This is a genomic window from Arthrobacter echini (assembly GCF_008107445.1).
Taxonomy (GTDB): Bacteria; Actinomycetota; Actinomycetes; order Actinomycetales; family Micrococcaceae; genus Arthrobacter_D; species Arthrobacter_D echini_A.
Map to the genome: position 1 here is coordinate 406,466 of NZ_VSLD01000002.1, position 20,372 is coordinate 426,837.

Here is a 20,372-nt window from a genome sequence, read left to right on the forward strand (position 1 = left end):
CCGGCGTGGCGGCCCTGACGACCACGGAAGGAATTTATAGATCGTCACCAGCAGACGTTAGGCTGTGGCTGCTAGCACCACGTGACTGGAGACTCCGTTGATCAAGAACACGCAGGGAACACCCGCCAGGACCACCGACGTCGTCCTGATCGGCGGCGGAATCATGAGCGCAACGCTCGGATCCTTGCTCCGGCAGCTCCAGCCCGACTGGGACATCTCGCTGTTCGAACGGCTCGACGTCGTCGGCCTCGAGAGCTCCGACCCCTGGAACAATGCCGGCACGGGCCACTCGGCTCTGTGTGAGCTGAACTACTCGCCCGCCGGGCCCGGCGGTTCCGTGGACCCGGCCAAGGCCGTCGCCATCAACGAGCAGTTCCAGGTCTCGCGCCAGTTCTGGACCCACATGGTGTCCGAGGGACACGTGGGCGATCCGCGGACGTTCATCAATCAGGTACCCCACATGAGCTTCGTCTGGGGCCAGGCGAATGCGGACTACCTGCGCAGGCGCCACGAGGCCCTGAAGCCGCAACCGCTCTTCGACACGATGGAGTTCAGCGAGGACCAGGACACCATCGCCGGCTGGACCCCGCTGCTGATGAAGGGACGCAACCCGTCCCAGCCGGTCGCCGCGTCGCGCGTCGAGGGTGGCACCGACGTCGACTTCGGCTCGCTCACGCGGCAGCTGACCGGGTATCTCGAGGGCACGGGCGTGAACCTCCACTTCGGTTTCGACGTGCTCGACGTGGAGCGCGCCTCCGATGGCCGCTGGGACGTCAAGGTCAAGGACAGGGCCTCCGGCGAGGTCAGCACCGTCACAACGAAGTTCGTCTTCATCGGCGCCGGGGGCGGCGCCCTGCACCTGCTCCAGCGCAGCGGCATCCCGGAGGGCCGGGGATTCGCCGGATTCCCGGTCTCGGGCCAGTTCCTGCGCTGCACCGATCCCGCGATCGTCGACCAGCACGACGCGAAGGTCTACGGACAGGCCTCGGTCGGCGCTCCCCCCATGTCCGTCCCGCACCTGGACACGCGGTTCGTCAAGGGAGAGCGCTCACTTCTCTTCGGGCCCTACGCCGGCTTCTCCACGAAGTTCCTCAAGCAGGGCTCCTACCTCGATCTCCCGGCGTCGATCCGTCCGTCCAATCTTGTCCCGATGCTCGCCGTGGCCAAGGACAACATGTCCCTGACCAAGTACCTCATCACCGAGGTCCTGAAGAACCGGGAGGCGAAGAACGAGGCACTCAACGAATTCCTTCCCTCCGCGGACGGCGATAAATGGGAACTGATCTCTGCCGGCCAGCGTGTACAGGTCATCAAGAAGGCTCCGAAGAAGGGCGGTGTGCTTCAGTTCGGTACCGAGGTGATCACCTCCTCCGACGGCACGGTGGGAGCCCTCCTCGGCGCTTCTCCCGGAGCGTCCACGGCCGCCCCGATCATGGTGGAACTGCTCGAGCGCTGCTTCCCCGCCAACTTCTCCGGGTGGGAGCCAAAGCTCAAGGAGATGCTCCCGGGCTACGGGGTCGAGCTCAACGAGAATCCGGGCCTCGCCTCCGAGGTCCGGTCACTGACCGATTCGGTCCTGAAACTCAAGTAATCCGCAGCGGAGCCGGCCAGGCCACCGTCAGCACCTAAGGCAGGTTCCCCTTGTTCCGTCTGGCCCGGCTCTCCCTAGCCAATCGCGCCCTCATCGCGCTCATCACCATCCTGGCGTCCGTCTTCGGCGTCATCACGCTCGGGTCCCTCAAGCAGGAACTTATTCCGTCCCTGGAGTTCCCGCAGATCACCGTGCTCTCCACGGTGACCGGCGCGTCTCCCGAGTACCTCGACCGGCAGGTCAGCGAGCCCCTGGAGGCGGCCCTGAGCGGCGTGGAGGGTCTCGAATCCTCGTCCTCGACCTCCCGCACCAGTGTCTCCACCATCAGTCTGGTCTTCACCTACGGGACAGATCTGGACCGCGCCCGCGCACAGGTGGACCGGGCCATCTCCGCCGTCCGACCAGCCCTTCCTGACGGCGTCGAACCCCAGTCGCTCGCGGGCAGTGTGAGCGATCTGCCGATCGTCTTCATGGCAGTGTCCTCCGACGAGTCCCTCAGCGAGTTGAACGGCGATCTGCGGCGTCTGACCGTGCCGCGCCTGCAGAAGATCGACGGCGTGCGGACCGCAGACATCTCGGGCGGGACCACGCAGCACGTCGCAATCCTGCCGCGGGACGGGGCGCTCGAGGACGCAGGGCTCACGGTCGCCGACCTCACCAGCACGCTCGAGGACAACGGGGCCCTGTTCCCGGTGGGCACCCTCGAGGACGACCCCCGGTCGCTGACCATCCAGGCGGGCAGCCAGATCGGCTCGCTCGAGGACATCGAGGCGCTGCCCGTTCTCCCTGCCGCCACCGACACGCCCTCCGGCGACGGCGGATCGCAGGCCCCGGACGCACCGTCCCTGCCCGGGAGCCCGGGCACCACGACACCCCCGCCATCCGTCCTCCCGTCCGATCCTCCGGCCCCAGCCGCGGGTCCGGTGGTGACCATCGGGTCCATCGCGGAGGTCTCGCTCACGGATGATGCTCCCACCTCGGTGACACGCACGAACGGTGTGGAGACGCTCGCCCTGACGGTCACGAAGGTACCCGACGGCGACACCGTGGAGATCTCCCAGCAGATCACCGAGCTCGTGCCCGAGCTGGAGACCGAGCTCGGCAACGCGGCCGACATCACGGTGGTCTTCGACCAGGCCCCCTTCATCGAGAAGAGCATCGACGATCTCACCACCGAGGGCATCCTCGGCCTCGGCTTCGCCGTCCTGATCATCCTCGTCTTCCTGCTGTCGGTACGCTCCACGCTCGTCACCGCGATCTCGATCCCGCTGTCTCTGCTCATCACCTTCATCGGCCTCTACGCCGCAGGCTACTCGCTCAACCTCCTGACCCTCGGCGCGCTGACCATTGCCATCGGGCGGGTGGTCGACGACTCGATCGTGGTGATCGAGAACATCAAGCGCCATCTCGGCTACGGGGAGGAGAAGCGGCAGGCGATCCTCACGGCGGTACGGGAAGTGGCCGGCGCCATCACCGCGTCGACCCTGACCACGGTGGCCGTCTTCGCCCCGATCGGTTTCGTGGGCGGCCTGGCAGGCGAGCTGTTCCGGCCCTTCGCTGTCACCACGGGCATCGCGCTGCTGGCCTCACTGGCTGTCTCCCTGACCATCATCCCGGTGCTGGCCTTCTGGATCCTGCCGTGGAAGGCAGCGGCCCGAAAGGACGCTCCGTCCGCTGCGACGGCCGTCGTCCCGGCGTCGCACCACACGGCACGCCATGCAGCAGGCGCGCAGGAGGACGACTCGCGCACGGAGACGTCGTCCGAGCGCCCGTCCCTGCTCCAACGGGGCTATCTGCCGATCCTGACCGTGACGCAGCGCCACCCCGTGGTCACCCTCATCAGCGGGCTGATCGTGCTCGGGGCGACGGCGGCGATGGTCCCGTTCCTGCCGACGAACCTCCTCAGCGGGTCGGGACAGAACAGCTTCTCCATCACCCAGACCTTGCCGGCAGGTTCGAGCCTGACGACGACGACCGACGCAGCGAGCCGGACGGAGCAGATCCTGGCGGATACGCCGGAGATCCAGGACGTCCAGCTGACGGTAGGGAACGCCCAGGGTGGTTTCGCCGCCCAGTTCTCGAGCGGGTCCTCCGTGGCGTCCTTCACCGTCATCACCGACGAGGACGCCGATCAGGAATTGCTGCAGCAGTCGGTCCGCCAGGAGCTCGACGACCTCGAGGGTGCAGGTGAGTTCTCGCTGTCAGGGCAGCAGGGCGGACTGGGGACCTCGAGCACCATCGACGTCGACATCACCGCATCCGAGCGCGACGATCTCGACGCGGCGAACGCCGCGGTCCTCGAGGGCATGCAGGGCCTCGACGGTGCAGGCGATGTGACGAGCAATCTCTCGGCAGCCCAACCGCAGGTGCAGATCGACGTCGACCGCGCGTCCGCCGTGGAGGCCGGACTGACCGAGGGGCAGATCGCCGGACTCCTCGGCGGGAGCATCAGCCCCATCCCGGCCGGCTCGGTCCGCTTCGATGCCAGCGACTTCCCCGTCCTGGTCGGTGAGGGTACCGAGATCACGAGCCTGGAGCAGCTCCGCTCACTCCAGCTCCCCACGGCCCGCGGTCCCATCCCGCTGACGGATGTCGCCTCGGTCGAGGAGCTCCAGGTGCCGCTGTCCATCACCAGCTCGAACGGTGAGCGGACGGCCCGCGTGTCGATCACTCCCGCGAGCGACGACCTCGGCACCCTCACGACCGCGGTGAACGAGCGGCTTGCCGGTATCGACCTGCCGGCCGGGGCGAGCGCCACCGTCGGTGGCGCCTCCAGTCAGCAGGCGGAATCCTTCGACCAGCTGTTCCTGGCACTGTGGGCCGCCGTCGCGATCGTGTACGTGATCATGGTCGCTACCTTCAAGAGCCTCGTACAGCCGCTGATCCTCCTGGTGTCCATCCCGTTCGCCGCCACCGGCGCCATTGCGCTGCTGCTCATCACCGGGATCCCGCTCGGGCTGCCCTCGCTGATCGGCATGCTGATGCTCGTGGGTATCGTCGTGACGAATGCCATCGTGCTGATCGATCTCATCAACCAGTACCGACTGCCACGTGAGGGCGTCCCGGGCCTGCGGGTGGCCGACGCCATTCGCGAGGGCGCCCGGCGGCGCCTGCGCCCCATCCTCATGACGGCGCTCGCCACCATCTTCGCGCTGATCCCGATGGCACTCGGGCTGACCGGCGAGGGCGGCTTCATCTCGCGCCCCCTGGCCGTCGTCGTCATCGGAGGGCTCGTCTCGTCCACGGCCCTCACCCTCATCCTCGTCCCGGTGCTGTACCGCCTCGTGGAGGGGCGGCGGGAGACGCGCGCACTGCGACGGAGGGACGGCGATCAGCACCTCGTCGCGGCAGAATGGGAACCCGACGGCAGAGCAGGGAGGTGAGGGCATGACGGACGATACACCGACCGTGCGCCAGTCGGCGGAGACGTGGGAGTCGCTCTTCCGCGCGCAGGTCTCGCTCATGCGCCGCATCCGGCAAGATCCCGCCTTCTCGGAACTGCCGATCGCCGAGTACGACGTCCTGTTCAACCTGAGCCGCCGGCCCAGCGGCTGGACCCGCCTCAACGAGCTCAACGACCACCTGCTGATCAGCCAGCCCAGCCTCAGCAGGATGGTGGATCGGCTCGAGGCGAAGAAGCTGCTGACCAAGCGGCCGGCGCAGAGTGACCACCGCGGGGTGGAGCTTACCCTGACCGATGCCGGACGGGCCCTGCAGCGGAGGATCGGTTCGGCCCACGTGCACCGCATCCGGGAAGTGCTGGCTCCCCTCCTGGACCCTGCCGAAATGGAGGAGCTGAAAGCGCTCACCGACCGGATCAGTGCACGCCTGGGCCGGTGAGCCCGGCCGCCGGATCTTCCGCAACGGCGCCCGCGAAGGCGCCCGCACACTGCCGTACCGGTCCCTATGCTGGTACGGGTGGCGCTCCTCGACGTCGGTCGGGTGACGTCCCGTCCGGGCAGGGCGGACTGCACGAAAGGGAATCATGAACGACTTCACAGCGGATGCCATCGGCGATCTGACGGGCAGGCGGGTGGTGATCACCGGCGCCAACAGCGGGTTGGGTCTGCAGACCGCCATCGGACTCGGGCGCGCCGGCGCAGAGGTGATCCTCGCCTGCCGCGATGAGCAGCGCGGGCGCGACGCCGAGAAGCGGGTCCGCGCGGAGACCGGGAGCGACCGTATCGAGATGCGTACCCTCGACCTCGCGAACCTCACCTCGGTCCGCGACTTCGCCGCGGGCTTCAGCGGTCCGCTCGACCTCCTCGTGAACAACGCCGGCGTCATGGCGACGCCCAGGGCCACGACCACCGACGGCTTCGAGCTCCAGTTCGGCACCAACCATCTCGGCCACTTCGCCCTGACGGGTCTGCTGCTCGAACACCTGCGGGAGGCCGGAGCAGCCCGCGTGGTGACCCTCTCGAGCCTGGCCCACAAGCGGGGGCGGATCAATTTCGACGACCTGCAGTCGAAACGCAGGTACCGGCGCTGGAAGGCCTACGGTCAGAGCAAGATCGCCAATCTCTACTTCATGGTGGAACTCGACCGGCGCGCACGGGCCGCGGGATGGGACCTGACCAGTGTTGCCGCCCACCCGGGCATGGCCAACACGAATCTCACGGCCGGCATGAACATCCCCGCCGCGCTCGACGTGTTCAATGTCTTCTTCCGGCTCGTGACGCAGTCCGATGCCGCAGGTGCCCTGCCGAGCCTGTACGCGGCCACCTCCGATGACGTCCGCGGCGGAGACTACTACGGACCGTCCGGACCCGGGGAGACCCGCGGTGCGCCGCGCCTGGTGGCTCCGGTGGCGCGCGTCCTCGACCGCGATGTGGCCGTCCGGCTCTGGAATCGCAGCGTCGAGGCGACCGGCGTCGACTACGCGGCCCTGCAGTCCGCCGTGTGACCGGCGGCGTGCCGGGGCTGCGTACGAACGTCGCGGGTGCGCTCCGCGCCCTACGATGAAGTCATGGATCATCATGCCCTGCACTCCGTCGAGGGGGACGACCCCCAGCTGTCCATCACCCGCAGCGACGCGGGTGCACCCAGCATCGCTCCGCCGGTTCTCCTCCTGCACGGCTTCGGCTCGTCGTCGGGGCAGAACTGGGTGGAGACGGGGTGGGTGCGGTTCCTCAATGAGGCCGGTCGGAACGTGATCATGATCGATCTCCCGGCGCACGGCGGAAGTGCGGCACCTGCTGCTGCGAGTGCCTACGCCCCGAGCCGCCTGCGCGCGGACATCCTGCAGGTCCTGGCCGACGAGCACGTGCAGCCCGTGCAGGCCGGCGTCGCGACCTCCGGCGTGGATGTCATCGGCTACTCACTCGGAGCGCGCCTGGCGTGGGAGTTCGGCGCCACCCAGCCGGAGTTCGTCCGGAGGATGGTGCTGGGTGGTCCGGGGACCACGGATCCGCTGGCCGCCTTCGACCTCGAGGCAGCCGAGCGCTTCCTGGCCGGGGGGCCCGCACCCGAGGACGCCGTCACCTCGGATCTGCTGCGGATGGCCCAGCTCCTCCCCGACAACGATCTACCCTCGCTCCTGGCGATGATCTCCGCGATCAAGCTGGAACCCTTCGACCCGCGGGACGCCGTGCCGGGCATGCCAGTGCTCCTGGTGGCCGGTGATCGCGACACCTACGCCGTGGGGATCGAGGATCTCGCGCAGCTCGCACCGGCAGCCGGGACCACGATACTGGCCGGCAGGAACCACACGAACGCGATCACCTCGAGGAGCTTCAAGCAGGCAGCTCTCCGGTTCCTCACCTGAGCCCTCGCGTGCTTCCTACCCGACGGGGACCGCGCCGTCGGCACCATTCGTGCTGCGACGCCTACTTCCGGGAGTCGCCCTCGTCCTCTTCCGGTTCGAAGTGGCTGGGCTCATCGCTCGACCCGGCGGCGACGCCGTCCTCACCTGCGGGGATGGTGCCCTCGGGGCCCGCTCCATCGGCCCGGTCGTCCTCGGGATCATGGCCCTCGCGGGGCTGTGTCTTGTCGGTACTCATGCGTCCTCCTGCGTCGTGGATCGACTCCGATCCTATGCTCCTACCCTGGGGATGGACAGCTGTTCTCCGTCCACCGGTGCGGTCAGTCCCGGGAGACGTTCCGGAGTGCGAGCGCCGATGCGCCGCCCATGACGAGCAGGGCTGCTGCTGCCGCTGCGGGTACGATCGCTGCTCCGGACGCACCGGCGCTCTCGGCCAGCAGCCCGGCGAGGGCGGAGCCGAGCGCAGTTCCGGCGACGATCCCGCTCGCGAGCATCGTCATGACCGTCCCCAGCCTGTTCCCGGGAGCGACCACCGACCCGATCGAGAAGATCGTGACCATCGTGGGGCCCACGAAGATCCCGAGGACGAACAGGACCACCAGCATGCCGGGGATCCCGCCGGGAAGGGCCAGGACCGTCGCCGCTGCCGTCATCCCGACCGCGGAGGCGATCCACCGGCGCGTGTGCTCGAAGCGTTCGGACCAGTACGCCACGGACAGGGCCGCGAAGGCCGAGCTGAGCGCCATGGTGGCGTAGATGAGGCCTGCGGACTCCGCAAGACCGAATTGGCCGGCGAACGCCGTGAGGAAGGTCTGCAGCGAGCCGAAGAACGTGCCCATCGCGACCATGCCGATGACCGGCAGCAGGACGTGGACGGGACGGATACCGCGGGCGGCCGCTCCGCGGTCGTCGTCGGACGGCATCGAGCGGGCATCGCTGTGCAGCACCGTCGGGTGGACGGCGAAGGCGCTGACGAGCGTGATCGTCAGGACCGCCGCGACGGCGAGCGGTAGCCAGGGAGCGATCAGGCTCGCCAGGATGCCCACGAGCGCCGGCCCGAGGACGAAGGTAAGTTCATCGGCCGTGCCCTCGTAGGACAGGGCCGTGTCCATGTCGTTGCGTGGACCGCGCCGGGTCATCGCCATCCAGCGCACCCGGGCGAGCGGGCCGATCTGCGGGCAGGTGAAGCCCATCGCGAAGGATGCTGCCAGGACGACGGCGAGCGAACCAGGGGTGAAGTCGTTCGTCGTCAGGGTCACGGTCACCAGCGTGGCGATGGCGAGGGCGTTGAGGACCGCCGAGATCAACAGCACGATGCGCTGGCCCCTCCTGTCCGCGAGGAGGCCGAGGAGCGGGGCGCCGAGCGCCGAGCCGAGACCCACGGCACCGGCGGCGAACCCTCCGGCGGCGTAGGAGCCGCTGGCGGTCGTCACCAGTGTGAGAGCACCGACGGTGAGCATGGCGAGGGGTAGTCGGGCGAAGAACCCGATGACCAGGAAGGAGGGGCCTGCGAGACGGGGCAGGACACCGAACTTGCCCAGTGGCGACCTCCGGCTGGCCGTGGTCTGAGCGGCGTGTCCGTCGGTGGACGAGGAGGGGGCCGGTGTGGCCGGCGAGGGATTCTTGAACATGGTCTTTCCGGGTGCAGTAAGTGCGCATCGTCCCCCCTCCCGATGCGCCCGACCCGTAACAGACTGAGTTTACACGACGGCGGGTTGCCCCACGATGCGCAGCAGTGATCCCTGCCGCCCCTTCACCACCTGGAGCTGGGCGTACACCCGCTGCTTCAGCTCGGGCACGTGACTCACGAGGCCAACCACGCGGCCGCCGCTGCGGAGACCTTCCAGGGCATCCATGACCTGCTCCAGCGCCTGCTCGTCGAGGGAGCCGAAACCCTCGTCGATGAAGAGCGTCTCGATATCGAGCCCTCCCGCCTCCTGCTGCACCACATCGGCGAGTCCGAGGGCCAGGGCGAGCGAGGCCATGAAGGACTCCCCTCCGGACAGGGTGGAGGTGTCACGTCTGTTGCCGGTCCAGCCGTCCACCACGTCGAGTCCCAGACCTGAACGGCGGTTGCCCGCGCGGGCGTCGCTGTGGACGAGCTGGTAGCGCCCGTCGGACATCTCCAGGAGCCGCTCCGTGGCCGCGGCCGCCACCTGTTCCAGGCGGGAGGCGAGCACATAGGTGGCCAGCGGCATCCTGTAGAGGTTCTCCCCGCCTCCCCGTGCCGTCTCGGCGACAGCTGCAACCAGCGCGGCCTCTTCCCGGAGGGGCTCGACGATCCGCTCGAGCCCCTCGAACTCCCGCGTGTACGCCTGGAGCTGCGCCACGGAGTGGGTCAGCACCTCCGCTCCGATTCCTGCCCGCTGCGCGCGGACCCGGAGATCGTCGGCCTGTTCCGCCGCGACCCGCTCGTCCTCCGCCGTCGGCGCGCGCGAGCCGTCCTGCTCCTCGCCCAGACTGGTGCGGACCGCCTCGTCGTCCCAGGCTGCATCGAGGCGATGGCCGCGGATCTCGTGCTCCCTGATGGACTGTCCCAGGCGTTCGCGGCGGTCCACGGTCAGCAGTGCGGCGCGGGCCTCGGCGACGGAGTCGAAACGCTTCTCGCGCAGCGCCTGCTCCAGGTGCTCGGTGGTGTCCGCCCTGTCGGCCAGCGCCCGGGTCACGGCTTCACCGGCACGACGAAGCGCCTCGAGATCCTCGGCCGCCCCCTGCACGTCCTCGATCCGCCGGGCCAGGGTCGGTGCCTCGCCGAGCAGGCCCACGACGCGAAGCTCCAGCTCAGCAGCGAGGTCCGTCAGGGATGCCCGGCGGGTGTCGGCCGTCGCTCGCTCCTCGCGCAGGCCTTCGCGGTCGAGAGTCCGCTGGTCGGCCTCGCGCGTGAGCTGGTCGATCTGGTCCTCCACCGCAGCACACTCCGTGTGTGCGGTCTCGGCTTCCTGCAGCCGCTGCCGGGCCACTGTGGTTGCCTCCGCTGCGTCCTCCGGCGAGAGCCCGCCGACCAGCGCGCTGAGCTCCGCGATGTCGAGCAGTGCCCGGTCGCGGACCTCCCGGGCCCCGTGCTGCGCTGCTTCCGCCTCGTCCTGGCGGCGGCGCGCCGACTGTTCCTCGGCCAGGGTCACCCGATCACCGCCCGACGACGCGACGGGTGCGGGGTGATCGGGGCTTCCACAGACGGGGCACGGCTCACCGTCCACGAGCCGTTCCGCGAGTTCGTCCGCCGCCTGCTCGAGCCTGAGCTGCAGGGCGGCCAGCCACTGCTCCTTGAGCGCCAGGAAGTGTGTCGACGCTTCCCGGAAGCGGTCGTCGGCCTCGGTCCTGCGCGCCTGGGCAGCCCGGTGGTCCTGGACGCTCTGCTCGGCGGCGGTGGCGGCTGCGAGACCGGTGCGCAGGTGTGTCAGACCGTCGGCGGCACGGCGGAGGGGTTCGAGCCGCTCGATCCCGGCCGCGCGCTGGTGCTGGATCTGCGTCAACGCCGCGGTCGCATCGCGGATGGCGTCGTCGAGCCCGCTGATCGTGGAGGTCAGAGCGCGGGCCTCCGCGCGGATGCCGAGCAGTCGCTGCTCGTCGGGTAGGGCTGCCCGGAGGACGGCCAGCGCAGCGGACGAGGCAGCACAGGCCCGGCCGAGTGCGGCGTCGGCAGGTGCACGAATGCTGTCGGCAGCTCCAGGTGCTCCGCCGGGAACGTCCGGTTCCGCCTCGAGATACTCCGGGACCACCGGATTGTTCCGCGCTCGGTCGAGGGCTGCGGCCTGACCTGCCAGGGCCAGCTGCACGGTCGCTGCCGCATCGTCGTCCAGGCGGAGCCCCTTGGCGAGCGACTGCGCCCGATCGTGCCGAGCGGCGGCGTCCGTCATTGCCGCGACGTCCGCCGCTCGGCCCTCGTGGTCGCTCTGCTGCTCGCGGAGCGCGGCGAGCACGCCGTGGTCCCGGCGTCTGCCGCGGAGCGAGGTGAGGACACCGTCGGCGAGCCTGCCCTGCTCATCGAGTGCGCTGTGCTCCTCGGCCACGCCGTTCCGCCGTTCCGAGAGGTCCGCGGTGAGGGAGCGCATGATGTCCACCCGCTCCTCCGCGGCGTGGTCCGCGGTCGCGGCGGCTGCTCCGGGTCCGTGGCGCTCCGCCTCGTCGACCGCGCGCTGGAAGAGCTGGCCCAGCCTGGCCTCCTGCCCGGCGACGTCGGCACCGAGCCGCTGGCTCTGCTCGGCGAACAATCGCTCCAGGACCTCGAACCGCGTTGTCGAGAAGAGTCGCTGCAGGAGCTCCCGGCGGGTGGTGGCGTCGGCCCGCAGGAACGCCGCGAACTCCCCCTGCGGGAGCATCACCACCTTGGTGAACTGCTCCTTGTCCATACCCAGCACGGAGTGCAGTTCGAGCCCGGCCTCGTCGTTCCGCGTGGAGCGCTGCACCCAGTCCGCGCCGACGAGTTCGCTCAGCAGCGTGCGTGCCTGCTCGGTGGTGGTGCCGGTCCCGCGCCGCGCCGGGCGCTGCCAGGCGGGGGACCTGACCACACGGAAGCGGCGGGTGCCGGCGGAGAACTCTAGGGAGACCTCCGGCGCCACCGACTCGGCGGCGTGGTCGCTCCGGAGCCGCTTGGCGGTCCGCACTCCGGGGACCGAGCCGTACAGGGCGAAGCAGACGGCGTCGAGCACACTCGACTTCCCGGCCCCCGTGGGTCCGTTGAGGAGGAACAAGCCCTGGCTGGAGAGTGCGTCGAAATCGACGCCCTGGCGGTCGGCGAAGGGCCCGAAGGCCTGGAGTTCGAGCCGGTGCAGTCTCACGGGTCCGCCCTAGCGTTCGTTCGCGAGACTCAGCGCGGTGTCGACCGTCGACCTGACCAGGGCCTGTTCCTCGTCCGAGGCCTTCCTGCCGCGCACGTGCTCGAGGAAGCCACAGCAGATTTCGGCGTCGTCCCGGGCATCAGCGATCCGCCGGCTGTAGCTCCGTGCGTCCTCCGGGGCGCCGCCCTCCGGGGCGAACGCGAGCACCAGGGTGTCCGGGAACCTCGCCCTGAGGCGTTCCATGGCTCGCGCCGGCCGTTCGGGATCGGTCAGTGTGATGTGGCAGTAGGCTTCCCGGGCCCACTCCAGGTCCTCGCGGACCAGCAGATCCGCCAGGGATCCGCTGAGCACCGCGAGTGCACGGGGCGCGGGCCAGTGGACGGCGTGGATGGTGGAGACACCGCCGGGCCCGACGTCGAGGAGCCACGCCCCCTTCTGCTGGTGGACCTCGGAGAACGAGTAGGCCAGCGGCGATCCGGAGTAGCGGATGGTCTCGGTCAGTGTCTGCTGCCCGTGCAGGTGGCCCAGGGCGCTGTAGTCGAAGCCCTCGAAGAGAGCCGGCGGAACGGAGCTCAGGCCCCCGATGGCCAGGTCCCGCTCGCTGTCCGATCCGCTGCCGCCGGCCGCGAAGCAGTGCGCCATGACGATCGAGACCACGGCCCCGTCGGCGGACCTCGCCTCCAGATCAGCACGGATCCGACGGAGCGCAGCAGCGGTCACCGCGGTGTGCGTGGCACTGTCCGCCTCCAGGGGCCCGGCCACCACGCGGGGCTCCAGATACGGCACGCCGTAGACGGCCAGCTCGGCGCCGGGACCGAGGGGAAGGATCACGGGGACGGCGATGTCCTCGATCCGGGTGCGCAGATGCACTCCCCCGCGGGCGAGGATCCGTCCACCGAAGCCGAGCCTCGTGGCGGAGTCGTGGTTGCCGCTGCTGACCACCACCTGCGCGCCGGCGATCGTCAGGCGTTCCAGGGCCTCGTCGAACAGTGCCACGACGTCGACGGCGGGCAGGGCGCGGTCGTAGACGTCCCCTGCCACCAGGACAACATCCACCTGCTCCTCGCGCACGGTCTTCTCGAGGCTGTCGACGAAGATCCGCTGGGCCTCGAGGGTGCCGGTGCCGTGGAACGAACGGCCCAGGTGCCAGTCGGACGTGTGGAGGATCCTCATGCAGAGCACGCTACCGCCGCCGGGGGACATTACCGGTACCGGCGCCGCCTGCCCGTGCCCGGTCCCTAGACTGGTCGGGTGACGAATGACAGCCTCTCCACCAGCACCTCCCCCGCACCCGCCGATCCCACGCCCGGGCCGCTCGAATACGAGGACAGGGTGCTGGGCTGCCTCCTCGGGGGTTCGGCCGGCGATGCGTACGGCATGCTCCATGCAGCCGGTCGTGATCCGGTCGAGGCGCTCCGTGATCCCTCCCTTCTCGCGGTTTCCTCGGCGACCTCCCTGACCCTGTACACCGTCGACGGTCTGGTGGAGGCGCTCGAGTGGGCCAACGACGGCGTCGCCGCGGACGAGACGGCATGCCTCTGGCTCGCCTACCTGCGCTGGCTCCGGCGCCAGGGAGAGCATCTTCCGCCGCATGCTCCCGCCCCGCCGGATCGGTGGCTGGACCGGCAGACTGGCCTGCTGACCGAGCAGCAACCCGACCGGGACACGCTGCAGGCCCTCCTCTCGGGCGAGATGGGAACACGGTCGCGTCCCCTCGATTCCCGCTCGGCCGGTCCCGGGGCCCTGATCCGCTCGGCGCCCTTCGGGCTCGTCCCGCGGATCCCGGCGAGCATGGCGGAGAGGCTCACCCTCGACGCCGCGGCGCTGACCCACGGCGCGCAGGAGGCGACGGCGCCCGCCGCCACCTACAGCGCCATCATCCGGGCGCTCGCGATCGACGGGCAGGATCTCACCGGGGCGCTCGGGAGCGCCGCGGAGACCGGTCCTCCCGCCGCCGGCGCAACGGCAGAGCCGACAGCAGCAGGAACCCTGTATGCCGCCGTGCAGGGCGTCCTCGCCGGCACGGCAACGAGCACCTCATCGCGGGAGCAGTTCGTCCGCGCCCTGGCCCACACCGTGAAGGCCGATGCGCCCGGCGCCTCGCCCATCGCCGCATCATCGCTGGCCGGAGGCATCATGGGAGCCCTCCACGGGACGAGCGCCCTGCCCGGCGCCTATCTCTCCTCCTCCGGCACTCCGGAGATCGTCCGGGCGGTGGCGCAGACACTCTTCAGACAGACCTCGGGCGCGTGAGGCCGTACCGCACCGGGACACCGCGGCGGGCCGCCACCGGACCTAGGGTGGAGGACATGTGGAACCCCCGTGCCCTCCCCGCACTGTCCGGCCAGCGCATTCTCGTCACGGGCGGCAACGCCGGGCTGGGCTACTTCGCCTGTGAACAACTGGCCGGCGCCGGCGCGAGCGTGATCATGGCATCGCGCGGCAAGGAGAAGGCGCTGCGCGCCATCCGCGCCATCCATGACCGCCATCCCGACGCCGAGGTCACGTTCCAGCGCCTCGACCTGGCCGATCTGTCCTCCGTGCGCAACGCTACCGAGGCCCTCGCAGCGGGCGACGCCGTGACGGGACTGCTCGCGAACGCCGGGGTGGTGGGGTCAGCGGAACGGCGGACGACGGCGGACGGCTTCGAGCTGCAGCTGGGCACGAATCACCTGGGTCACTACGCGCTGATCGCCGGGCTCCTGCCCGCACTCACCGACGCCGGGGCGAGGATCGTCCAGCTGGGCAGTATCAGCCACCGCTGGGCCAGGCTCACTCCGACGTCCCTGCAGCCGTCGTCGTACCGGAACGCCCGCGCCTACGCGACGTCGAAGCTGGCCGTCACGGCCTTCGGCTTCGAGCTGGCACGTCGCCTGGAGCTGACGGACAGCCGGGCCACGAGCGTCGTCGCCCATCCCGGGTTCTCACTGGGGATGCTCACTTCCGAGCGCCCCGGAGTCGCGGCCCACAAGGAGGCGCCCCGCTGGCGGCAGCGCGTCATGGCCACCGTGGCCCAGGGCAAGGACGACGGCGCCTGGCCCCTCGTGCGCGCCGTGACGGACCGGTCCATCCCCAATGGCGCGTACTGCGGGCCCGCCGGCTGGTTCCAGCTCGCGGGAGAACCCACCCTGGTTCCGGTGAAGCGCCATGCCCGCGACAGTACCGCAGCCTCCCGACTGATCGACCTGTCCGCGGCTCTGACCGGCGTCGAGCTCCGCCTCTGATCCTGCTGCCGGGTGGGTGTCGGAACAGCTAGGGACGGTGCAGCGGGAAGGATCCCCCGGTGAGGCGCAGGAACTGTTCCTCCGACAGGACGTCGATCGCGTGACCACGCTCGTTGAGTTCGAGCACGCGGCGGACCTTCCCGGTCACGCGCCCGTGGCGTAGGTCGGAGGCGACGAAGCCGTCGCCCACCACCAGCACGGTGGTCCGCCGCGTCACCGAACTCGCCGGCTGTGCGCCGAGGCCGGCAACGCGTTCCTTCGCCTGCGGTCGCGGCATGCCGAGGGACCCGGTGAAGACCACCGTCTGGCCGTAGAGGGGGTGCCGCGGATCGGCCTGCATGTTGGGGAGGGGATTGACGCCCTCCTCCGGCCAGCCCGCCCAGCCGGCCGCCAAGGACCCGCGACCCAGGGCCGTCCGTGTGGCCTTCGAGAGCTCGTCGACCCCCGGCGCGTACTGCTCGGCCCGCGAGAGCGGCAGGCTGTGGATCTCGAGGACCTCCTCCACGGAGGCTGCGTCCCACCGGTCCGCGATGTCGATCATGATGCCGGCGCAGGCGCGGGCATCCTCCACCGCGTCGTGGTGCTTGAGCAGGGGCACTCCGGCCGCTTCCGCGACGAAGGGCAGCGAGTAGGACGGGAGGGTGTAGCTCCGGCGGGAGAGGACCACGGTGCAGGCGTATTCCCAGGCCGGACCGGGCAGTGAGGACACCTCCAGCGCGGACCGGATGACGCCGAGATCGAACGCGGCGTTGTGCGCCACGAGGACGTCCGCTCCGATGAATCCGCCGATCTCCGGGAAGAGGTCACCGAAGCGCGGAGCATCCCGGACCATCTGCGAGGTGATGCCGTGGATGGCGATGTTCCGGGAATCGAAGTGGTCGTGGTCCGCGGGTGGCCGCATCAACCAGGAGGCTTCCTCCACGATGCGCCCGTCCCTGACCTTCGTGAGACCGACGGCGCACGGCGAGCCGCGGAAACCGTTCGCTGTCTCGAAGTCGATGGCCGTGAACGCGATTCCCACGCCTCCACTTTACCGCTCATCAGGCGCGCTTCTGCCGGTGCTTACGGATCTTCGAGACCACGAAGTAGATCACGAACAGGGCGACGGCGATAATCACGATCCGCTGGAAGATTCCCGCGTACTCCTCGACGACGCTCCAGTTCTCCCCCAGGTAGAAGCCCGCCAGGACGAAGATCGAGTTCCAGATCAGACTGCCGGCGGTGGTGAGCAGCAGGAACTTGCCCACAGCCATCCTCTCGATTCCGGCCGGGATCGAGATCAGGCTCCTGAAGATGGGGATCATCCTCCCGAAGAAGACGGCGCGGTACCCGTGCCGGTCGAACCACGCCTCCACCCTGTCGACGTCCTCGAGGTCCACGAGGGGCACCTTCGAGACGAGCCGGCGCATGCGGTCCCTCCCCAGCCAGGCGCCGATGGCGTAGAGCACGAGGGCTCCGACGACCGAGCCCAGGGTGGTCCAGATGATCGCCTCCGCGAGCGAGAAGTTCCCCCGGCTCGCGGTGAAGCCGGCCAGGGGAAGGATCACCTCGCTGGGCAGCGGCGGGAAGAGATTCTCCAGCGCGATGGCCAGTCCGGCACCGGGCGCGCCGATGGTCTCCATGAGGTTGACGGCCCAGTCCGCGACACTGCCGAGGGAGGAACTGTCCGACGTCGTCGTCGCGGTGGCGAGCGGGGCTGCGTCGATGATCTGGGCGATGCTCACGATGTGTCTTCCTCTTCGTCGGTCGTGCAGGACCGACGGTTTGCGGTGGTGGGGTGGTACTCAGGCGAGTGCGTCGACCAGGTGCGGCAGCAGGGCCCTGAAGGCGATACCCCGGTGGCTGATCGTGTTCTTCTCCTCGGACGAGAGTTCCGCGCAACTGCGGTCGAGTCCGTGGGGAACGAGGATCGGGTCGTAGCCGAAGCCCCCCGTGCCCCGCGGTGCAGTGAGCAGGTGTCCGCGGAGCCGGCCGGTCTCGATGGTGCCGCCGCCGTCCGGGTGCGCCAGCGCCGCGGCACATTCGAAGGCGGCGCCGCGCTGTTCCTCCGGGATGTCCGCGAGCTGTGCCAGGAGGAGGTCCAGATTCGCTGCGTCGTCGCCGTGCCTACCGGCCCACCGTGCCGAGAAGATCCCGGGGGCACCTCCCAGGACGTCCACCGCTAGCCCGGAATCGTCCGCGACGGCGAGGAGTCCCGTGGCGCGGGCCGTCTGCTCGGCCTTCAGGAGTGCGTTCTCCCGGAAAGTCACTCCGCTCTCGACCACGTCCGGGGCGCCGGCCGCCGCAGCATCGATGACCTGCGTGTCGACGTCGAGCCCCGGCACCTGCCCGCGCAGCAGGTCACGCAGTTCCCGGAGCTTTCCTGCGTTACGTGTGGCCAGGACGAGCCGGGGCTGCGGAATGTCAGGCACCCGGGGAGTCCCGGAGTGCGTCCTGCTGGATCCCGGCGAGCCGCGCCGTCCCCAGGAGCGCGAGGTCGAGCAGCGCGTCGAGCTCCGCGCGGTCGAAGGGTGCACCCTCGGCTGTGCCCTGGACCTCGACGAAGGTCCCCGAGCCGGTGACCACCACGTTCATGTCCGTCTCGGCGCGCACGTCCTCGACGTACGGCAGATCGAGCATGGGGATGCCGTCGATGATGCCCACACTGACGGCAGAAACGGTATCTGTCAGGGGCGACGCCGAGGCGGGGATCAGCTTCTTGTCCTTCGCATAGCTGATGGCGTCCGCAAGGGCCACATAGGCGCCGGTGATCGCTGCCGTCCTGGTGCCGCCGTCGGCCTGCAGCACGTCGCAGTCGAGCACGATGGTGTTCTCCCCGAGCGCTTTCGTGTCGATGATCGAGCGCAGCGAGCGGCCGATCAGCCGCGAGATCTCGTGGGTCCTCCCACCTATCTTCCCCTTGACCGACTCGCGATCGGAGCGCGTGTTCGTGGCCCGGGGAAGCATCGCGTACTCCGCGGTCACCCAGCCCGTGCCCCGGCCCTTGAGCCACCGCGGCACGCCGCTCGTGAAGGACGCCGTGCAGAGCACGCGGGTATTGCCGAACTCGATCAGCGCCGATCCCTCGGCCTGCGTGGACCAGCCGCGCGTGATGGTGATGCTGCGCAGCTCGTCCGGCGTCCTGCCGTCCGCGCGCGCTGGGGACGAGGGTGTGGCGCCGGCGGCGTCGGGTGAGGAATTCGCGGAAGTCATGATTTCCAGTCTAGACGCGCAGGGCCGGGGAGCTCAGACCTGGTAGGACACACCGGCGACGGCGACGGCGAGCTGGCCGTCGTAGCTCTGCCGCGCCTCGCCCACAGAGACGTTCGCATCGTTCCACACCGGCAGATGCGTCAGGAGCAGTCGTTTCACGGCAGCCCGCGTGGCGATCTCGCCCGCACGCCGCCCGGTCAGGTGTACTCCGGTGATCGCGTCGTCGCGGCCCTCGTGGAACGCTGCCTCGCAGAGGAAGATGTCGGCGTCGCGGGCGGCGTCCACCACGCCGTCGCAGGCGTCGGTGTCCCCCGAGTACGTGAGTACCCGGGCCCCGCGGTCGTCCGTCCCCGGGGCCTCCACGCGCAGGGCGTAGGCCTCCTCCTCCGTATGGAGGACATGGAACGGGGTGACGGTGAACGGCCCCACCGAGACCGCCGTGCGGTCGGACCAGGAGCGGAAGTCGAAGTCCTCGTGCATGCCGGGATCCGGATCGAGGCCGTAGGCGCTGGCCATGCGGTCGGCCGTCGCCGCCGGGCCCCACACGGGGATGCGCGGCAGCTCCCAGCCGGCAGGGTCCCAGCGCACGGCCACGTGCAACCCGCACAGATCCATGCAGTGGTCGGGGTGGAGATGCGAGAGGAAGATGGCGTCGATCTCCCGCAGGTCGGTGTACCGCTGGAGGGCTCCCAGCGAGCCGTTGCCGAGATCGAGGAGCACCCGCCAGGTGCGGCCCTCCCACTCCGCGGTCAGCAGATAGCAGGAGGCCGGCGACTGGGGTCCGGGGAAGGACCCGCTGCAGCCGACGATGGTGAGTTTCATGCGCGCCGCGATCCTGCGGCGGTGATCATGTCGGGCGTGATGCGCGCGAGGCTGCCGGTGGGGTACTGCTCGGCCACGCGGTCCACGTGCTGCACGCTGAGGACCTCCGGCCCCAGGAAGCGCCGGGCGAGTACCTCGAAGTTCGCGGCATCCCCGGTGGCGGCGAAGCGGTGCGTCCCCGGTCCGGTCCCGGTGCGCTCGAGTCCGTGGGAGATGAGGGCACGGTAGACGTCCTTCGCCGTCTCCTCGGCGCTCGAGACGAGCGTGACGGCGTCGCCCATGACGTAGGAGATGACACCGGTGAGCAGCGGGTAGTGGGTACAGCCGAGCACGAGGGTGTCCACGTCAGCGGCCTTCAGCGGGGCGAGGTACTCCTCGGCCGTGCGCAGCAGTTCCGGGCCACCGGTGATACCGGCCTCCACGAACTCCACGAAGGCGGGGCAGGCCACGGACGTGACGTCGAGGTGGGTCGCGGCGGCAAAGGTGTCGTCGTACGCGCGGGAGCCCACGGTGGCCGTCGTGCCGATGACGCCCACGCGGCCCGAGCGGGTCGAGGCGACGGCCCGGCGCACCGCCGGCTGGATGACCTCGATCACGGGGATCCCGTAGCTGGCCGTATAGCGTTCGCGCGCGTCGCGCAGGACGGCGGCCGACGCCGAGTTGCAGGCGATCACGAGGAGCTTCACCCCGGAGTCGACCAGTTCGTCCATGATGGCGAGCGCATTGGCGCGGACCCGCGCGATCGGCAGGGGTCCGTACGGGCCGTTCGCGGTGTCACCCACGTACATGATGGACTCGTGGGGTAGCTGGTCGATGACGGAGCGCGCCACCGTCAGGCCACCGACGCCGGAGTCGAAGATCCCGATGGGCGCCTCACTGCGGTCCACGGTTGCTGGCTCGGAACTCATGACCTCTGACACTAGGGCGTGCTGCCGACGAAAACTATTCATCGGTCCGTGGCTTTTGTCACAGCACCTCGTGGGCCTTATGCGGCGACGAGG

General features: G+C 69.8%; 17 protein-coding genes. 7 read left to right on the plus strand and 10 right to left on the minus strand.

Annotated elements, in window-relative coordinates; all coding sequences use genetic code 11:
• The first annotated feature begins 97 nt into the window (after positions 1-97).
• The 5 genes from FQ377_RS06530 to FQ377_RS06550 all read left to right on the plus strand — a co-directional run bounded on the left by FQ377_RS06530 (position 98) and on the right by FQ377_RS06550 (position 7,358).
• Entirely contained in the window at positions 98-1,591 is a 1,494-nt protein-coding gene (locus FQ377_RS06530; RefSeq protein ID WP_262364312.1) for a malate:quinone oxidoreductase, read from the plus strand.
• A gap of 50 nt (positions 1,592-1,641) precedes the next feature.
• Positions 1,642-4,974 (plus strand): efflux RND transporter permease subunit, encoded by a 3,333-nt coding sequence (locus FQ377_RS06535; protein WP_148600419.1) that lies wholly within the window; start codon positions 1,642-1,644, stop codon positions 4,972-4,974.
• Positions 4,975-4,978: 4 nt separating this feature from the next.
• Positions 4,979-5,431, plus strand: coding sequence for a MarR family winged helix-turn-helix transcriptional regulator (locus FQ377_RS06540; protein ID WP_148600420.1), 453 nt, complete (start codon positions 4,979-4,981; stop codon positions 5,429-5,431).
• Between the two features lie 145 nt (positions 5,432-5,576).
• Complete coding sequence (locus FQ377_RS06545; RefSeq protein ID WP_148600421.1) at positions 5,577-6,497, plus strand: oxidoreductase; 921 nt, start codon at positions 5,577-5,579, stop codon at positions 6,495-6,497.
• Positions 6,498-6,560: 63 nt separating this feature from the next.
• Entirely contained in the window at positions 6,561-7,358 is a 798-nt protein-coding gene (locus FQ377_RS06550) for an alpha/beta fold hydrolase (RefSeq protein ID WP_148600422.1), read from the plus strand.
• 61 nt (positions 7,359-7,419) lie between these two features.
• On the opposite strand, the gene FQ377_RS14815 is transcribed toward FQ377_RS06550, so the two are convergent.
• The 4 genes from FQ377_RS14815 to FQ377_RS06565 all read right to left on the minus strand — a co-directional run bounded on the left by FQ377_RS14815 (position 7,420) and on the right by FQ377_RS06565 (position 13,306).
• Positions 7,420-7,593, minus strand: coding sequence for a hypothetical protein (locus tag FQ377_RS14815; protein ID WP_187393271.1), 174 nt, complete (start codon positions 7,591-7,593; stop codon positions 7,420-7,422).
• An 82-nt stretch (positions 7,594-7,675) separates the two neighbouring features.
• Positions 7,676-8,986 carry an MFS transporter gene (locus tag FQ377_RS06555; RefSeq protein WP_148600423.1) on the minus strand — a complete coding sequence of 437 codons (1,311 nt, stop codon included), beginning with the start codon at positions 8,984-8,986 and terminating at the stop codon, positions 7,676-7,678.
• A gap of 69 nt (positions 8,987-9,055) precedes the next feature.
• On the minus strand, positions 9,056-12,133 hold the full coding sequence (locus FQ377_RS06560) for an AAA family ATPase (RefSeq protein ID WP_148600424.1): 3,078 nt from the start codon (positions 12,131-12,133) through the stop codon (positions 9,056-9,058).
• 9 nt (positions 12,134-12,142) lie between these two features.
• Complete coding sequence (locus tag FQ377_RS06565; protein ID WP_148600425.1) at positions 12,143-13,306, minus strand: exonuclease SbcCD subunit D; 1,164 nt, start codon at positions 13,304-13,306, stop codon at positions 12,143-12,145.
• 78 nt (positions 13,307-13,384) lie between these two features.
• On the opposite strand from FQ377_RS06565, the gene FQ377_RS06570 reads away from it, so the two are divergent.
• On the plus strand, positions 13,385-14,386 hold the full coding sequence (locus FQ377_RS06570) for an ADP-ribosylglycohydrolase family protein (protein WP_148600426.1): 1,002 nt from the start codon (positions 13,385-13,387) through the stop codon (positions 14,384-14,386).
• A gap of 56 nt (positions 14,387-14,442) precedes the next feature.
• Positions 14,443-15,357, plus strand: coding sequence for an SDR family NAD(P)-dependent oxidoreductase (locus FQ377_RS06575; protein WP_148600427.1), 915 nt, complete (start codon positions 14,443-14,445; stop codon positions 15,355-15,357).
• A gap of 28 nt (positions 15,358-15,385) precedes the next feature.
• Here the strand turns inward: FQ377_RS06575 and FQ377_RS06580 are convergent, their stop codons facing one another.
• The 6 genes from FQ377_RS06580 to murI form a co-directional block, all read right to left on the minus strand.
• Entirely contained in the window at positions 15,386-16,378 is a 993-nt protein-coding gene (locus FQ377_RS06580) for an exonuclease domain-containing protein (RefSeq protein WP_148600428.1), read from the minus strand.
• Positions 16,379-16,397: 19 nt separating this feature from the next.
• Positions 16,398-16,979 carry a DedA family protein gene (locus tag FQ377_RS06585; RefSeq protein WP_187393284.1) on the minus strand — a complete coding sequence of 194 codons (582 nt, stop codon included), beginning with the start codon at positions 16,977-16,979 and terminating at the stop codon, positions 16,398-16,400.
• A 162-nt stretch (positions 16,980-17,141) separates the two neighbouring features.
• Entirely contained in the window at positions 17,142-17,768 is a 627-nt protein-coding gene (rdgB, locus tag FQ377_RS06590; RefSeq protein ID WP_148600430.1) for an RdgB/HAM1 family non-canonical purine NTP pyrophosphatase, read from the minus strand.
• Positions 17,761-18,549: a ribonuclease PH gene (gene rph, locus FQ377_RS06595; RefSeq protein WP_148600431.1), complete on the minus strand. Its 789-nt coding sequence runs from the start codon at positions 18,547-18,549 to the stop codon at positions 17,761-17,763. Before rph ends, rdgB begins: the two co-directional genes overlap by 8 nt.
• Positions 18,550-18,582: 33 nt before the next feature.
• Positions 18,583-19,371, minus strand: a complete 789-nt coding sequence (locus tag FQ377_RS06600) for an MBL fold metallo-hydrolase (protein ID WP_148600432.1) — start codon at positions 19,369-19,371, stop codon at positions 18,583-18,585.
• Complete coding sequence (gene murI, locus FQ377_RS06605; RefSeq protein WP_148600433.1) at positions 19,368-20,279, minus strand: glutamate racemase; 912 nt, start codon at positions 20,277-20,279, stop codon at positions 19,368-19,370. The genes FQ377_RS06600 and murI overlap by 4 nt, the downstream gene beginning before the upstream one ends.
• Between the last annotated feature and the right edge of the window lie 93 nt (positions 20,280-20,372).

What these genes read in the sequence shown, in the direction of transcription:
- FQ377_RS06540 (WP_148600420.1), top strand. Translation starts at nt 4,979, where the DNA reads ATGACGGACGATACACCGACCGTGCGCCAGTCGGCGGAGACGTGGGAG.
- FQ377_RS06545 (WP_148600421.1), top strand. Translation starts at nt 5,577, where the DNA reads ATGAACGACTTCACAGCGGATGCCATCGGCGATCTGACGGGCAGGCGG.
- FQ377_RS06550 (WP_148600422.1), top strand. Translation starts at nt 6,561, where the DNA reads ATGGATCATCATGCCCTGCACTCCGTCGAGGGGGACGACCCCCAGCTG.
- FQ377_RS14815 (WP_187393271.1), bottom strand. Translation starts at nt 7,593, where the DNA reads ATGAGTACCGACAAGACACAGCCCCGCGAGGGCCATGATCCCGAGGAC.
- FQ377_RS06555 (WP_148600423.1), bottom strand. Translation starts at nt 8,986, where the DNA reads ATGTTCAAGAATCCCTCGCCGGCCACACCGGCCCCCTCCTCGTCCACC.
- FQ377_RS06565 (WP_148600425.1), bottom strand. Translation starts at nt 13,306, where the DNA reads ATGAGGATCCTCCACACGTCCGACTGGCACCTGGGCCGTTCGTTCCAC.
- FQ377_RS06575 (WP_148600427.1), top strand. Translation starts at nt 14,443, where the DNA reads ATGTGGAACCCCCGTGCCCTCCCCGCACTGTCCGGCCAGCGCATTCTC.
- FQ377_RS06585 (WP_187393284.1), bottom strand. Translation starts at nt 16,979, where the DNA reads ATGGAGACCATCGGCGCGCCCGGTGCCGGACTGGCCATCGCGCTGGAG.
- rph (WP_148600431.1), bottom strand. Translation starts at nt 18,549, where the DNA reads ATGACTTCCGCGAATTCCTCACCCGACGCCGCCGGCGCCACACCCTCG.
- FQ377_RS06600 (WP_148600432.1), bottom strand. Translation starts at nt 19,371, where the DNA reads ATGAAACTCACCATCGTCGGCTGCAGCGGGTCCTTCCCCGGACCCCAG.
- murI (WP_148600433.1), bottom strand. Translation starts at nt 20,279, where the DNA reads ATGAGTTCCGAGCCAGCAACCGTGGACCGCAGTGAGGCGCCCATCGGG.